This window comes from Sphingomonas sp. SDUR79 (assembly GCF_056821745.1).
The window spans coordinates 2,401,540-2,417,448 of the sequence record NZ_JBPDIN010000001.1 but is presented as its reverse complement, the minus strand read 5'-3'; the positions used below and the strand labels follow the sequence as shown (position 1 = coordinate 2,417,448).

Genomic DNA, 15,909 nt, shown 5'->3' with positions numbered 1-15,909 from the left:
GGGCATGGCCGCCCGATACTCTGAAGGGGAGGGGCTTTCCGAGTCACACCGCCTTCAGCGCTTCCTCGAAGTCCGCGATCAGGTCGTCGGCATTTTCGACGCCGATCGAGATGCGCACGAGATTGTCGGTGATGCCGAGCGCCTGCTTGCGCGCGTCGGGGACCGAGAGGTGGGTCATCGCGGCGGGGGCGCTGGCGAGGGTTTCGGTGCCGCCGAGGCTGACCGCGAGCTTGGCGATCTTTAAGGAGTCGAGGAAGGCGAAGGCCTCTTTCTCGCCGCCCTTGAGGTAAAGCGAGAAGGTCGATCCGGCGCCGGTGCAGTGGCGGTCGTAAATGTCGCGCTGGCGGCTGCCTTCGGGGAGAAAGCCGAGATAGCCGACGCTTTCGACCTTGGGGTGGGTGCGCAGATATTCGCAGACCTTGGCGGCGTTTTCGCCTGCGCGGCTCATGCGCAGCTCCAGCGTCTCCAGCGACCGCAGCAACATCCACGCCGTGTTGGGGTCGCAGATCGTGCCGATCGTGTTGCGCATCATGCGGATGGTGTTGATGTGCGCCTTGCTGCCCAGCACGCCGCCCGCGACGAGGTCACTATGGCCGCCGGCATATTTGGTCAGCGAATAGACGACGAGGTCGGCGCCCTGCTTGAGCGGTTGCGCCCAGAGCGGGCCGAGGAAGGTGTTGTCGATCGCGATCGGCGGCTTGGTGTCGCCGGTGAAGATGGCGTCGCGGCTGGCGGCGACGGCCTCAACATCGACCAGCACGTTGGTCGGGTTGGCGGGGCTTTCGAGATAGATGAGGGCGACATTGCCCGATGATGCCTTTTGCAGCACCGCGTCGATCTCTTCGCGCGTGGCGCCGGCGGGGAAGTCGACCCAGTGGACGCCGAACTTGCCGAGGATGCGGGCAATCAGCGTTTCGGTGGCGGCGTAGAGCGGGCCGCTGTGGACGATGGTGTCGCCGGGCTTGACCATTGCGAGGAACAGGGTGGCGATGGCGGACATGCCGGAGGAGAAGGCGAGCGCGTCCTCCGCCTCTTCCCACACGCCGAGGCGATCCTCGAGGATTTCCTGGTTGGGGCCGTTGAAGCGCGAATAGACAAGGCCCTCGGCGCCGCCGGGACGCTTGCCGGTGACGCCTTCGAAATGGCGCTTGCCGGCGGCGGCGTTGGGGAAGACGAAGGTCGAGGTGGCGAAGATCGGCGGCTTCAATGAGCCTTCGGACAGCACCGGGTCATAGCCATGGCCCATCATCAGCGTGCTGGGGCTGAGCTTGCGGCCGCCGACGGTGTCGACCGGGGGCTTGGGGCGGCGGCGCGGGGTGGTGCCGGTGAGGGCGGCTTCGTCGGGGGTCTGGTCGGAAGTGTCGGTCATGCGGGCCGCTCCTGGTATCAAGTGAAACTAGTTACCGCAGCCGTCGCACCCTTGGATCATTCCGTCAATGCGATCACGCTGATCTGACGGCCATAGTCCGGGGCGCCTTCATGCGTGGCGCGGCGATAGCTGAAGAAACGCGCGGGGTCGGCATAGGTGTCCGCGCCGAGCGCTTCGATCCGGCGCAGGCCAGCGGCGGCGAGGCGGTGGACGACATACGCCTCAAGGTCGAACTGGTGGTGGCCGGGCTTGCCGGGGGTGAAGAAGCGGTCGTTGGCCGGGTCGGCGGCGGCGAAGCGGGCGAGGAAAGCCTCGTCGACCTCGTAGCTGGCGCGGGCGATGCAGGGCCCTACGGCGGCGGCGATGCGGCTGCGGTCCGCGCCGAGTTCTTCCATGCGAGCGACGGTCGCGTCGGTGACGCCGTGCAGCGCGCCCTTCCATCCGGCATGGGCGGCGGCGACGACACCGGCGGTGCGGTCGGCGAACAGGACGGGGGCGCAGTCGGCGGTGAGGATGCCGAGCAGGATGCCGGGGCGGTCGGTGACGAGCGCGTCGGCGTGTGGGCGATTGTCCTCGTCCCAGCCGTCGGCGACGATCACCGCGTCGGGCGAGTGGACCTGATGCACGGTGGCGAAGCGGATGCCCGGCGCGATGGCCGCGATCACGCGGCGCTGGTTTTCCTGAAGCTCCGGCGTGGGGGGCAGACCGCGGCGGCCCATGTCGAGGCTGGCGGTCGGGCCGGTGGTGACGCCGCCGGTGCGGCCGACAAAGCCGTGCGCGACGCCGTCGAGCGCGGCGGCGCGCAGGATGGTGAGGTCGCTCACAGGGCGAGCCGCATTACGAGGTCGCGGTCGATCTGGCGGCCGACGGGGAAGGCATAGTCGCCGACATGGACGAAGCCATATTTGGCGTAGAAGGCGATCGCGCGGTGGTTCTCTTCGAACACCGTCAGCAGCAAGGCGGGGGCGCGGCGGGCGCGGGCGGTGGTCATCGCCCAGTCCATCAGCGCCTGTGCGACACCGCGCCCGTGCCAGTCGGTCGCGACATAGAGCTGCGCCAGTTGCGCGTCGGCGGGGCCGGCCTGTTCGAGGGTCGGGGGCACCATCTTCGCGTAACCGGCGATCACCCCATCGGCGCGCGCAACGGCCCAGGTGATCGCCGGGTTGGCGAGGTCGCGGGCCAGGCGCCCATCCTCGCCGAAATTCTCGTCGAGAAAGGCGGCCAGATCCTCGGGCTTGTAGAAGTGCGCGAAGGTGTCGCGCCAGCTGGCCTCCGCCATCGCGTCGAGCGCGGCGGCGTCGGCGGGGGTGGGCGTGTCGATGGCGAGGGCGGCGGCGATCGTCATTCCGCAAACCCGGCCGGGATCGGCCAGCCGGGGGCGGTGAGTGCGACGACCTTGAACAGCTCGCCCATCGCGTCGTCGCCGATCAGGCGGTCGCGGGCGGCGGCGATGTCTTCGGCACGGTCGGGCGCGGCGCGAGTCAGCGCGGCTGCGCGCGGTTCGATGCCGAGATCGCGCAGCCATGCGCCCTGCGATACGGGGCCATATGCCTCCAACCCCTCGACCCGCGCGGCTTCGATCAGCGTGCCGAAATCGACATGGGCGGTGAGGTCGGCTTCGCCCGGATCCTCGAACGGATTGACATAGGCATGGCCGCGCACCGCCTGAAGCGTGTCGCCGATTGCGGGGCCGGCATAGCCATAGTCGATGACGATCGCTGCGCCGCCCTGTTGCAGCAAACGTGCGGCGAGGGCGCGCAGGATCGCGACGCTGGGGGGCGAGGTTTCGAGGATCGACCCGTCGGGCGCATCGCGGAACTGCGGCGGGATGATCGGATCGAAGATGGTGTGGCCGATGACGGGGAGGAACAACGTGTCCTGACAGGCGACCAGCCGCTCGCGCCAGCCATGTTGCGTCTTGACCAGCTGCCGGATCGGGAGCGCGTCGAAGAATTCGTTGGCGACGACCAGCAGCGGCTTGTCATCGGGGATGCCGACGAGATCGAGCGACCATTCGGCGTTGGGCACCGCCTTGGCCTGTTCGGCGCGCAGCATCGGGCTGTTTTCGACGAAATGCACTGGCGGGGTCAGGCCGGCGCTGCGCATCGCACGCAGCGCATCGCTGGCGAGCGTGCCGCGGCCCGGGCCAAGCTCGACATAATGGCAGTCGGCGCGGTCGGCGCGGTCCCACAGGTCGGCGAGCGCGAGGCCGACCAGCTCGCCGAACATCTGGCTGATTTCGGGCGCGGTGGTGAAATCGCCGCGCGTGCCGAGCGGGTCGCGCGTTGCGTAATAATGGGTGTTGGCCGCACCCATGAACTGCGAGAGCGGAATCGGCCCGGCAAGCGTGATCGCGCGGGCGATGCGCTCGGGCAGGGGGCCTTCGGAATTAGCCTGTTCGGTCATCGCTTGGCGACATGCCCTCCCCCGACCCCTCCCGCAAGCGGGAGGGGAGATTTTGGTTTCCCTCCCGCAACGGAAGGGGCGTTTTACGCAATGGTCTGGTCGCCCGCGAACGGCTCGACCCGCTCACGCCGCTTCTTGGCGGTGGCGATCAGATAGATGCCGCCGAAGATCATCGGGAGCGTCAGCAGCTGGCCCATATGCAGGCCGGGCGTGGCGAAGATCGTGTCGTTGAACTGCGCGTCATGTTCGCGGAAGAATTCGACGAACCAGCGCGACAGGCCGTAGCCGAGGATGAAGGTGCCGACGAGCTTGCCCGGCTGATACCGCGCGTCGGTCTTCCAGAACAGGAACCACAGGATGATGCCGACGAGCAGACCCTCGAGGCCCGCCTCGTACAGCTGGCTGGGGTGGCGGGCGAAGGTTTCGCCGGTGAGCTGCTGACGGTCGTTCATGTCGTGGACGATGCCCCAGGGCACGGTGGTGGGATGCCCCCAAAGTTCGCCATTCACGAAATTGGCGATGCGCCCGAAGAACAGGCCGAACGGGACGCAGCAGGCGACATAATCGTGGACGCGGAGCCAGTTGAGCTGCTCCTTGCGGCACAGCCACAGGATCGCGAGCATCACGCCGATCGTGCCGCCATGGAAGGACATGCCGCCCTCCCACAATTGCACCAGCTTGAGCGGTTCGAGGAACAGGGCGGGCTGGTAGAAGATCACATAGCCGAGCCGGCCGCCGACGATGATGCCGATGGTGGCATAGAACACCATGTCGTCGGCGTGGCGGCGCGCCATCGGCGCACCCGGCTGGGCCAGCAATTTGAGCAGATACCACCAGCCGACCAGGATGCCCGCGATATAGGCGAGCGAATACCATTTGAGCTTGAAGAAGCTCAGATCGAGCGCGACCGAATGCAGGCCGAGGTCGCTGAACTGGATATGGGATGTCGCTTGCGCGGCGGCGGTCAGGATCACGTGTCGGGCTCCCCGGGAGTTCGGCGCTGTCCTATCGGGATATGACGGCGGGGCCAAGGGGGATGGGGGGTGCGTTAATCCTCCCCCGCCAGGGGGAGGTGGCACGCGTAGCGTGACGGAGGGGGAGGAAGCACGACGGTCGAGGTCACTCCGTTCCTCCCCCTCCGTCGTCCCGGAACAAGTCCGGGACGCCACCTCCCCCTTGCGGGGGAGGATTGGGGAGTGGCGCAGCGGTATCCGCCCCGCTAGAGCGGCGGGGATGGAGCGGAAGGGTTTCAAGGGGATCGACCGGCGCACGCTGCTGATCGGTGGCGGTGCGGGGATCGGGCTGATCGTCGCATGGGCGGCGTGGCCGCGCACCTATCTGCCAAATCTGCCGGTGCGCGAGGGTGAGGCGGCGTTCGGGGCGTGGCTGAAGATCGCGCCGGACGGGCAGGTGACAGTTGCGGTGCCGCAATGCGAATATGGGCAGGGCGTGTTCACGACGCTGCCGCAGATCGTTGCCGATGAATTGGGCGCGGACTGGCGTCGGGTGGGGGTCGAGCAGGCGCCGTTGAGCCCGCTTTACGCCAATGCGATGGCGGCGGGGGAGCTGTTCCCCGGCGTACTGCCCGAGCGGTTGCGCGCCACCCATGCGCAGCGCACTGCACTGGTGCTGACCGGCGCGTCGACATCGATGCGCCAGTTTGCCGAGCCGCTGCGCGAGGCCGGAGCGGCAGCGCGGGCGATGCTGTGTCAGGCGGCGGCGCGGCGCTGGGGCGTCGAATGGACCGCGTGCGATACCGCGAACGGCTTTGTCGTGCATGACAAGCAGAAGATCGGCTTTGGCGAGTTGGCGGTCGAGGCGGCGGGCGAAACGGTGCCGGCCGATCTGCCGCTGCGCGAGGGCGATGGCGCGCGGTTGATGGGCGAGCCGGTGCCGCGACTGGACGCGCCGGGCAAGGTCACCGGCAGCGCGAATTTCGCCGCCGACATTCGCCTGCCCGACATGGTGTTCGCCGCGATCCGGCAGGGGCCGGTCGGCACGGTGAAGCTCTATGCGCTGGACGAGGCGGCGGCGCGCGGCGTGCCGGGCATGCTGCACATTGTGAAGAATGAGCGCTGGGTCGCGGCGGTGGCGAACAACAGCTGGGCGGCGCAGCGCGCGCTTGATGCGATGAAGCCGCGGTTCGAGGTCGCGACCAAGGTCGACAGCGCGTCGATCCAGGCGGCGCTCGATGCCGCGCTGAATGGCGATGGCACCCGGATCGAGTCGGCGGGCGACCTGTCCGCAACGTTCAAGGGCGCGCGCGTGGTGACGGCCGAGTATCGCGTCGGGGTGGCGCTGCACGCCGCGATCGAGCCGATGGCGGCGACGGCGAGCTTTGCCGATGGGCGCTGTCGCATCTGGATGGCGACGCAGGCCCCCGGCCTTGCCCGCGCGGCGGTCGCGGATGTGTTGGGCATGAGCGAAAGCAATGTCGTCATCCATCCGGTGTTCGCCGGGGGATCGTTCGGGCAGAATCTGGAGCATGCGGTCGCGCAGCAGGTGGCGCTGATCGCGCGTGAGGTGGGCAAGCCGGTGCAGCTGACCTGGTCGCGCGGCGAGACGTGTCTGCACGACCGCTATCGCGCGCCGGCCGCTGCACGGATGACCGCGCGGCTGGGCAGCAATGGTGCGGTGGCGGGGTGGCTCGCGAAGATTGCGGCACCGGCGAGCGGGCATGAGCTGGCGGCGCGGCTGATGGGCGGGGACAGCGCGATTGCGGCGGGGCTGGCACTGGCGGGCAGCGGCGATCCGGCGGCGGTGGCGGGGGCGCGGCCGCCCTATCGCATCGCCAATCTGGCGGTCGATCATCATCCCGCCGAGATCGGCCTGCCGACCGGCTACTGGCGGTCCGGATCGCATGGCGCGACGGCGTTCTTTACCGAGAGCTTCATCGACGAACTGGCGCATGTCGCGCAGATCGAGGCGCATAGTTTCCGCATCGCGATGCTGGGCGGCGAGCCGCGACTGGCGCGGTGCCTGTCCACCGTCGCGACGCTGGGTGGCTGGCAGGGCGGGCTTGCCGGCAGCGGGCAGGGGCTGGCGTGCCATGCCTTTCGCGGGTCGTACATCGCGGTGATGGTCGAGGCGTCGGTCGGCGGCGACCAGCGCATCAAGGTCGATCGCATCGTTGCGGCGGTCGATTGCGGGCGCGTGGTCAACCCCGATGTGGTGCAGCAACAGATCGAGGGCGGGCTGATTTTCGGCATGGCCGGGGCGCTGGGCGTCACGACTGGCTTTACCGGCAACATGGCCGAGGCGCGCGGGTTCGCCGATCTTGACCTGCCGCGCCTCGCCGATACGCCCGAGATCATGATCGAACTGATCGCGAGCGAGGCCGATCCCGGCGGGGTGAGCGAGCTGGCGGTGCCGCCGGTCGCGCCCGCCATTGCGAACGCGATCCATGCTGCGACCGGCGTGCGCTTGCGGCAACTTCCCCTGATTCCCGGAGGCGAATGATGCTGTTACCGCAAGGCCATCCCGCGGTTGCGCCGCGGCGGATCGGCGTGCTGCTGGTCAATCTCGGCACGCCCGACGCGCCCGATGCGGGTGCGGTGCGGCGCTATCTGGGCGAGTTTCTGTCGGATCGGCGCGTGGTCGAGATCCCGGCGCTGATCTGGCAGCCGATCCTGCGCGGCATCATCCTGCGCACGCGCCCGGCCAAGTCGGCGCATGCCTATCAACAGGTGTGGACCGATGACGGCTCGCCGCTCGCTGCGATTACGAAGCGGCAGGCGGTGGCGTTGCAGGCGGCGTGGCCGGAGATCACGGTCGACTGGGCGATGCGCTATGGCAATCCGTCGATCCCGGCGAAGCTGAAGGCGATGAAGGATGCCGGGTGCGAGCGCATCCTGATCGCGCCGCTCTACCCGCAATATTGCGCGGCGACGAGCGCGACGGTGGTGGACAAGGCGTTCGAGACGCTGGCGGCGATGCGCTGGCAGCCCGCGCTGCGCACGCTGCCGCCCTATTTTGACGATCCGCGCTACATTGCGGCGCTGGCGCAATCGGTGCGGACGCAGCTGGCCGCGCTCGATTTCGAGCCGGATGCGGTGCTGGCGAGCTTTCACGGGATGCCGCAGCGGACGCTGGAGCTGGGTGACCCCTATCACTGCCATTGCCGCAAGACCGCGCGGCTGCTGGGCGAGGCGCTGGGGCGTGAGCTGACGGTGACGTTCCAGTCGCGCTTCGGGCGGGCCAAGTGGCTGGAGCCGGCGACCGATACGGTGCTGGAGGCGCTTCCGGGCAAGGGCGTGAAGAAGATCGCGATCGTCGCGCCGGGCTTTTCCGCCGACTGCCTCGAGACGCTGGAGGAGCTGGCGATCCGCGGGCGGGAGAGTTTCGAGGAAGCGGGGGGCACGCATTTCGCCTATCTGTCGTGCCTCAACGACAGCGCTCCGGGCATCGCGATGTTGCGCAGCATTGTCGCATCTGAACTTGCGGGTTGGGCCGACCTTCCCTAGCCTTTGCCGAAATCGGTTTAGGAGAGATTATGGCACGGGTAGCGATCGTTACGGGCGGCACGCGCGGGATTGGCGAGGCGATCAGCGTCGCGCTCAAGGACATGGGGATGACCGTTGCCGCCAATTATGCGGGCAACGACCAGCGCGCGGCGGAGTTTACCGAGCGCACGGGGATCGCGGCGTTCAAATGGGACGTGTCGGACTATGACGCGTGCCAGGCGGGGGTTGCGGAGGTCGAGGCGGCGCTGGGGCCGGTCGATGTGCTGGTCAACAATGCGGGCATCACGCGCGATGGCACGATCCTCAAAATGACCTACCAGATGTGGAAAGAGGTCATGGACACCAACCTTGGCGGTTGCTTCAACATGGCCAAGGGCGTGTTCCCGGGCATGCGCGACCGCAAATGGGGCCGCATCGTCAATATCGGGTCGATCAACGGTCAGGCGGGCCAGTACGGCCAGGTCAATTATGCTGCAGCAAAGAGCGGCATCCATGGCTTTACCAAGGCGCTGGCGCAGGAAGGCGCGCGCGCCGGGGTGACGGTCAACGCGATCGCGCCGGGCTATATCGATACCGACATGGTCGCGGCAGTTCCGGCCGAAGTGCTGGAGAAGATTGTCGCCAAGATTCCGGTCGGACGGCTGGGCCAGGCGAAGGAAATTGCGCGGGCCGTGGCGTTCCTGTGTTCGGAGGACGGCGGGTTCGTGACCGGGTCGACGCTGTCGATCAATGGCGGCCAGCATATGTACTGACGGGTCGAGGCGCGTCGCCCCGGCGCAAGCCGGGGGACGGCGCCGGTGCCCATCGCGCACGACCCGGCACGGACGGCGGGGCCGCGTATGCGGAGCCGTCCGACGCCAAGCACGGGCTTTGCCCGTGCTGACCGCATCCTCCCTTTATCCTCCCCCGCCAGGGGGAGGTGCCAGCGTAGCTGGCGGAGGGGGAGGAAGCACGACGATCGACGGCGCAGCCGTCCTCCCCCTCCGTCGCCTTCGGCGCCACCTCCCCCTGGCGGGGGAGGATTGATTGAGGAGCGGTCCCCAACCGGGAACCGCCCCTTTGTTCATTGCAGTCCAATCAGAACCGCAACCCGATCCCCGCAACCCCCTGATGGCGGGTCATGCCGGCTTCATAGTCGGTGTAGCGATATTCGACCTTGGCGAAGACCTTCTCGCCCAGCTTGTGCTCGACGCCCGCGCCGAGGCGGAAGCCGTCGGCGTTGCCGTTGCCGGCGACCGTGAGCAGGCGGAAGTTGGAATAGCCCGCCTTGGCGTAGATCAGCGTCTTGCCGGCCACCACGCCGACGCGGCCGCCGATATAGAGGTCGCGGCTGGTTTCGGCGACGGTGGCGGCGCCGGCCTTGAGTCGGGCGGTCGAGTCGGACACTTCGGCCTCGACCCCGAACACTGTGCTGCCCTTTTGCACGTCATAGCCAAGGCCCAGGCCATAGATCAGGCCGTCGGGGTTGCGCACGCCGGGCGTGTTGAGATCGACCACGTCATAGCCGGTGATCACGGTTGCCTTGGCACCGCTGAAATCTTCGGTGTCCTGGGCCAGCGCGGGGGTGGCGACGGTGGCGAGGGCGGCGGCGAGGGCGGCGGCGAGGGCCAGAGCGATCTTTTTCATGTCATGCGTTCCTTGCAACTTCGAATGTCGACGCGGCGTCGTGCCGCGGTGGCTTCGATGTGCTGGAGCGGCCGCGTCCGAACCACTGACAGAAACTGAGAAGATCGCCGTGCTGACACTGGACTCCGGCAGCGAGGGGCGTAGGGTCGCGCGCATCGCCTTTGGGGGAAGAGGTTCGATGAAGCAGCTCGCACGCGCCGCCGCAGTTCTGGCACTGGCGTTGACGCCGATTGCCGCCTGGGGCGATTCGAGTCCGCAGGTCGTACTGGCCACGCCCGGCATGGGTGATGGCGCGATCGAGCGCTACACGGTGCGCTTCAGCCAGCCGATGGTGCCGCTGGGCGATCCGCGCGCCGCATCCCCGATCAAGGTGACGTGCGCGGTCGGCGGCGAGGGGCGCTGGGTCGATCAGCAGACCTATGTCTGGGAATTTGCGAGCCCGCTGCCGGGTGGGACGACCTGTACCGTCGCGCTGGAACAGAAGTTGAAGAGCGTTGCCGGCTTTGCCGTGGCGGGCAAGCGCGAGTTTACGATCGATGCCGGTGGGCCGACGGTCAAGGCAATGCTGCCGCAGCGCTGGGGCGGGGAGATCGAGGAGGATCAGGTCTTCCTGATCGGCACCAACATGCCCGCGACGCGCCAGTCGGTCGCGGGCAACGCCTATTGCGCGGTCGAGGGCATTGGCGAGAAGATTCCGGTCGAGCTGCTGGCCGAGGACGTGCCGGGCAAGTTGCTGCAGGACCTGAACCCCAAGCGCTGGGAAGTGCGCAATTTCCTGAGCGAAGCCGGGATGGCCGAGGCGCTGCCGGAGAAGGCGGAAGATCGGGCCAAGGTTCTGTCCAATGTGGTCGCGCTGAAATGCGGGCGACCGTTGCCGCCGGGGCGTGACGTCTCGCTGGTGTGGGGTGCGGGCGTGGCGGGTGCGGGCGGCAAGACCGCGGGTGCCGACCAGCGCTTCGATTTCACCGTGCGCAAGCCGTTCGAGGCGCGCTTCGAATGTTCGCGGGTCAACCCGCAGGCCGGATGCAACCCGGTCAAGGAGGCGTATGTCCGCTTTACCGCGCGCATCCCGCGCGAACAGGCCGAGGCGATCCGCATCACCCTGCCCGATGGCAAGCAGCTGGTCCCGGCGCTGAGCGACGAGGACAAGCGCGCCAATACGATCAGCGACATCAAGTTTGCGGGGCCTTTGCCCGCGTCCACCACCGCCAAGCTGGTGCTGCCCGAGGGACTGAAGGACGAGAGCGGGCGCGCGCTGTCCAACGGCCAGCGCTTCCCGCTGGAGGTGCGCTTCGACGAAGCGCCGCCGCTGGTGAAGTTTGCCGCACCGTTCGGCATCATCGAGGCGCAGGAGGGCGGCGTGCTGCCCGTCACGGTGCGCAATGTCGAACCCTCGCTGCAGGGCAAGGGGCTGACCGTTGCGGGCCAGCAGCTGCGCGTCGAAGCGTCGGACGGGGTGATCGCCAAATGGCTGCGCACCATCGACGACGCCGACGACTATAAGAGCGACGAGGTCAAGCGCGGGACCGAGACGGTTACGATCAACCAGACCGGCGCCAAGTCGATCCTGACCGGCAATGTCGGTGCCGCGCTGCAGCCGATCGCGCTGCCGGGCAAGGGCAAGGAGTTTGAGGTCGTCGGCATCCCGCTGGGCAAGCCCGGATTCTATGTCGTCGAGCTGGCATCGCCGCAATTGGGCAAGGCGCTGCTCGGCCGCGATGCGCCGCGTTACGTGGCGGCGGGTGCGCTGGTCACCAACATGGCGGTGCACTTCAAATGGGGGCGTGAGGGCTCGCTGGTGTGGGTCACCGCGCTCGATAGCGGCAAGCCGGTGGGCGGCGCCGATGTGCGCGTCACCGACAGCTGTTCGGGCCGATCGCTCGCCACCGGCAAGACTGACCAATATGGCCGCCTGACGGTCGCCCCGGGGATTCCCGAGCCGCAAAGTTGGGGCGGGTGCGAGGAGGGTTCATCGCCGCCGCTGATGGTGTCGGCGCGCAAGGGCGATGACATGAGCTTTACGCTGACCGCGTGGGGCGAGGGCATCCGGCCGTATGACTTTGACCTGCGCTATGGCTATGAGGCCGCAAGCGACATCGTCCATACCGTGTTCGACCGCGCGCTGGTTCGCCAGGGCGAGAGCGTCAACATGAAGCATATTTTGCGCCGTCCGGTCGCCAACGGCTTTGTCTTCCCCGAAGGCTTCAGCGGCAAGTTGCGCCTGTCGCACAGCGGATCGGACACGCAGTTCGAGCTGCCGGTGGCGATCAGCGCCATGGGCAGTGGCGAAACGCAGTGGAACGTGCCGCAGGGTGCGCCGATGGGCGACTATAACCTGCAATTCGTGAAGAGCGACGGCAAGGGCGGCGAGGAGACGGTCTGGACCAGCCAGTCGATCAAGGTCGACGAGTATAAGCTGCCGACGATGAAGGCGTCGGTCGCCGGGCCGAAGGAAGCTGCGGTTCGGCCCAAGACGCTGCCGCTCGACCTGTTCGTCGGATATCTGTCGGGGGGCGGGGCGTCGAACCTGCCGGTCGAATTGCGCATCGGCTATTATGACGAGAGCGATACGCCCGATGGCTGGGACGGCTACACGTTCGGCGGGCGCGCGATCGAGGAGGGGACCAAGCCGCTCAACGGCGATGGCGAGGAGGAGGATTCAACCGACCTGCCGCCGATGCAGACGCTCCCCGTCACGCTCGGCGCCGATGGCACTGCGCGGACCAGCGTCGAGATCCCGCAGACGCTGACCGGTACCAGCCGGATGCGGGTCGAGATGGATTATCAGGACGCCAATGGCGAGGTGCTGACGGCATCGCGCGGCATCACCTTGTTCGGTGCGTCCGTACAGCTGGGCATCAAGACCGATGGCTGGTTGATGAAAGAGGACGACCTGCGGCTGCGCTTCGTCGCGCTTGATCCGCAGGGCAAGCCGTTGAAGGGGCAGAAGGTTCAGGTCGCGGTGTACAGCCGCGAAATCCTGACCGCGCGGCGGCGGCTGATCGGCGGCTTCTACGCGTACGAAAACAACATGCGCACGACGAAGATCGGTGCGTCCTGTTCGGCGAAGACCGACGCACTTGGCCTGGCGCAATGTTCGATCGACCCGGGCGTGTCGGGCGAGGTGCATGTCGTGGCGACGACCACCGACAGCGCAGGCAATGTGGCGCGTGCGACGACGTCGGTGTGGCTGGCGGGCGAGGATGACTGGTGGTTCGGCGGCGACAATGGCGACCGCATGGACGTGATCGCCGAGGCGCAGGAATACAAGTCCACCGACACCGCGCGCTTCCAGGTGCGCATGCCGTTCCGTGAGGCGACCGCGCTGGTGACGGTCGAGCGCGAGGGCGTGCTGTCGAGCTTTGTCACCACATTGTCGGGCGACAATCCGGTGGTCGAGGTGCCGCTGAAGGGCGTTTATGCCCCCGATGTATTCGTGTCGGTAATGGCGGTGCGCGGGCGTGTCGGCGGGTGGAAATTGTGGTGGGCCGATCTGGCGCGGCGCTGGAACCTGCCCTTCTTCTCGCGCGAGGGGGCCAAGCCCACGGCATTGGTCGATCTGGCCAAGCCGAGCTTCCGCATGGGCATCGCCAAGATCAAGGTCGGCTGGGAAGGTCACCGCATGGGCGTGACCGTCAAGGCGGACAAGGAACGCTATGCCGCACGTGACACCGCCAAGGTGTCGCTGCAGGTCAAGAACCCCGATGGCAGTGTCGCGCCCAAGGCCGATGTCGCGTTCGTCGCGGTCGATGAGGCGCTGTTGCAGCTTGCCCCGAACGAGAGCCTGGATGTGCTCAAGGCGATGATGGGTGAGCGGCCACTGTCGGTGCTGACGTCCACCGCGCAGACGCAGGTGGTCGGCAAGCGCCATTATGGGCGCAAGGCGGTGGCGGCGGGCGGCGGTGGCGGCGGCGATCTGTCGGCGCTGAACCGCGAGAATTTCCAGCCGGTGCTGTTGTGGCGCGGCACGGTGCCGCTCGATGCGCAGGGCCGCGCGCAGGTCGATGTGCCGCTGAGCGATGCGCTGACCGCGTTCAAGCTGGTCGCGGTGGCGGTCGGTAATGATGGCCAGACGTTCGGCATGGGCGAGACGGCGGTGCGGACGGCGCAGGATCTGAGCATCTTTGCCGGGATTCCGCCGCTGGTGCGCGATGGCGACTTCTTCTCGGCCGGGTTCACGCTGCGCAATGGCTCCGACAAGCCGATGAAGGTGACGGCGAAGGTCGAGCTGTCGCCCAAGGTGGCGCAGGGCCGCGATCTGACGGTCGAGATTCCAGCCGGAGGCGCGGTGCCGATCGCGTGGAACCTGACCGCGCCCAAGGGCTTCGACAAGCTCCAGTGGAAGGTCAGTGCGCGCGACGAGTCGGGCAAGGCGGTCGATGCGGTGACGGTGGTGCAGGATATTGCGCCGGCGGTGCCGGTCGAAACCTGGGCCGCGACGCTTGCGCGCGTGGGCGAAGGCGGGCCGATATCGATTGCGCCGCCCGCGGGGGCACTGCCGGGTGTCGGCAGCGTGACGGTGCGGCTGACGCAGACTCTGGTGCCGCCGTTGCAGGGCGTGCGCGATTATATGGCGGCATACCCCTATGGCTGTTTCGAGCAGCGCACGTCGCAGGCGGTGGTGCTGGGCGATATGGGCGCGTGGAACCGGTTGGCGGGCGAGCTGCCGGTCTATCTCGATCGCGACGGGTTGCTGCGATACTTCCCGTCGGAGAACCTGCGCGGGTCGGAGGCGCTGACCAGCTATATCCTGTCGATCACGGCCGAAGCCGGGCTGCCGATCCCCGAAGCGTCGCGCGGTCGGATGATCGAGGCGCTGAAGGCGGTGCTCGACGGGCGGCTGCGGCATGATGACTATGGCGATGTGCGACTGCAGAAGGTCGCGGCGTTCGCGGCGCTGGCGCGGCAGGGCGCGGCGTCGGCGGCGATGCTGGGACAGCTGGGCATCACGCCTGCGGACATGCCGACATCGACGCTGGCCGATTATATCGCGGCGTTGGGCCGCGTGCCCGGGCTTGCCAATGGTGCGCAGCTGCGCGCGGCGGCGGAGGGCGTGCTCAAGACCCGGCTGGTCTATGAAGGGACGCGGATCGACCTGTCCGACAAGGGCAATACGCCGTGGTGGCTGATGGCGTCGGGCGATGAATCGGTGCTCAAGGCGCTGGTTGCGACGCTGGGTCGTCCGGCGTTCCAGGGCGAAGGGCCGAAGATGATGGTCGGCGCGGCGCTGCGCCAGCAACGCGGCCATTGGGACACGACCACCGCCAATGCCTGGGGCGTGATCGCCGCGCGCAAGTTCGAAGGCGTCTACCCGGCGGCGCAAGTTGCGGGGATCACGACGGCGACGATCGGCACGCAGACGGTGACGCGCAGCTGGCCGCTGGCCGAGGCGCAGCGCAGCCTGTTGTTCGCGCTGCCCGCGCGGCAGACGCCGCTGGTTCTCGCTCAGTCGGGCGGGGCGGGGCCGTGGGCGAGCGTGCAGGTCAAGGCGGCGGTGCCGCTGACCCAGCCGCTCAACGCCGGCTACAAGCTGACCCGCACGGTCGAGGTGGTGCAGGCCAAGACCAAGGGCGTGCTGACGCGCGGCGACGTGCTCAAGGTGACGCTGACGGTCGAGGCGAGCGCGGATCGCAACTGGGTGGTGATCAGCGATCCGGTGCCGGCGGGTGCGACGGTGATCGGGTCGCTGGGCGGACAATCGGAGATGCTGGCCGAAGGGACCAGCAGCGGTGGGACCAGCTATGTCGAGCGCGGGCGCGATGCGTGGCGCGGTTACTTCGCATGGATGCCGCGCGGTACGCATACAGTGAGCTATGCGATGCGGCTGAACGCGGCGGGCCGCTTGCAGCTGCCGCCGAGCCGGGTCGAGGCGATGTATTCGCCGGAAATCCGCGCGGCGGTGCCGAACCAGCCGATGGTGGTGGCGCAGCGGTGATGGGTGCTTCGGCCTCTCGATCGTCACCCCCGCGAAAACGGGGGCCTATCTCCAGCGTGTGCGGCAACCGCATCGGCGCGGTTTTGGATAGTCCGGGAGATGGGCCCCCG

The 15,909-nt window shown here is 67.9% G+C and carries 10 protein-coding genes; 4 read left to right on the top strand and 6 right to left on the bottom strand.

The features are described 5' to 3' along the window. Positions 1–43 precede the first annotated feature (43 nt). The 5 genes from ACRYLO_RS12050 to lgt all read right to left on the bottom strand — a co-directional run bounded on the left by ACRYLO_RS12050 (position 44) and on the right by lgt (position 4,749). Positions 44–1,369, bottom strand: a complete 1,326-nt coding sequence (locus ACRYLO_RS12050; protein WP_482660380.1) for a cystathionine gamma-synthase family protein — start codon at positions 1,367–1,369, stop codon at positions 44–46. A 56-nt stretch (positions 1,370–1,425) separates the two neighbouring features. Further along, complete coding sequence (gene pgeF / locus ACRYLO_RS12045) at positions 1,426–2,193, bottom strand: peptidoglycan editing factor PgeF (protein ID WP_482660379.1); 768 nt, start codon at positions 2,191–2,193, stop codon at positions 1,426–1,428. Beyond that, entirely contained in the window at positions 2,190–2,714 is a 525-nt protein-coding gene (locus tag ACRYLO_RS12040) for a GNAT family N-acetyltransferase (protein WP_482660378.1), read from the bottom strand. The genes pgeF and ACRYLO_RS12040 overlap by 4 nt, the downstream gene beginning before the upstream one ends. Beyond that, on the bottom strand, positions 2,711–3,775 hold the full coding sequence (locus ACRYLO_RS12035) for a class I SAM-dependent methyltransferase (RefSeq protein WP_482660377.1): 1,065 nt from the start codon (positions 3,773–3,775) through the stop codon (positions 2,711–2,713). Before ACRYLO_RS12035 ends, ACRYLO_RS12040 begins: the two co-directional genes overlap by 4 nt. An 83-nt stretch (positions 3,776–3,858) precedes the next feature. Beyond that, positions 3,859–4,749 (bottom strand): prolipoprotein diacylglyceryl transferase, encoded by an 891-nt coding sequence (gene lgt, locus ACRYLO_RS12030; RefSeq protein WP_482660376.1) that lies wholly within the window; start codon positions 4,747–4,749, stop codon positions 3,859–3,861. A 259-nt stretch (positions 4,750–5,008) separates the two neighbouring features. Here lgt and ACRYLO_RS12025 point away from each other — a divergent pair, with 259 nt between their 5' ends. The 3 genes from ACRYLO_RS12025 to phbB are packed head-to-tail and all read left to right on the top strand — an operon-like array spanning position 5,009 to position 8,990. After that, positions 5,009–7,234, top strand: coding sequence for a xanthine dehydrogenase family protein molybdopterin-binding subunit (locus tag ACRYLO_RS12025; protein WP_482660375.1), 2,226 nt, complete (start codon positions 5,009–5,011; stop codon positions 7,232–7,234). Further along, positions 7,234–8,238, top strand: a complete 1,005-nt coding sequence (gene hemH, locus ACRYLO_RS12020; protein WP_482660374.1) for a ferrochelatase — start codon at positions 7,234–7,236, stop codon at positions 8,236–8,238. The genes ACRYLO_RS12025 and hemH overlap by 1 nt, the downstream gene beginning before the upstream one ends. Before the next feature lie 29 nt (positions 8,239–8,267). Continuing rightward, positions 8,268–8,990 carry an acetoacetyl-CoA reductase gene (gene phbB / locus ACRYLO_RS12015; protein WP_482660373.1) on the top strand — a complete coding sequence of 241 codons (723 nt, stop codon included), beginning with the start codon at positions 8,268–8,270 and terminating at the stop codon, positions 8,988–8,990. A gap of 325 nt (positions 8,991–9,315) precedes the next feature. Here the strand turns inward: phbB and ACRYLO_RS12010 are convergent, their stop codons facing one another. After that, a complete protein-coding gene (locus ACRYLO_RS12010) occupies positions 9,316–9,864 on the bottom strand; it encodes an outer membrane protein (RefSeq protein ID WP_482660372.1) in 549 nt (182 codons plus the stop codon). Between the two features lie 178 nt (positions 9,865–10,042). Here ACRYLO_RS12010 and ACRYLO_RS12005 point away from each other — a divergent pair, with 178 nt between their 5' ends. After that, positions 10,043–15,799: an alpha-2-macroglobulin family protein gene (locus ACRYLO_RS12005; protein WP_482660371.1), complete on the top strand. Its 5,757-nt coding sequence runs from the start codon at positions 10,043–10,045 to the stop codon at positions 15,797–15,799. Positions 15,800–15,909: the final 110 nt, after the last annotated feature.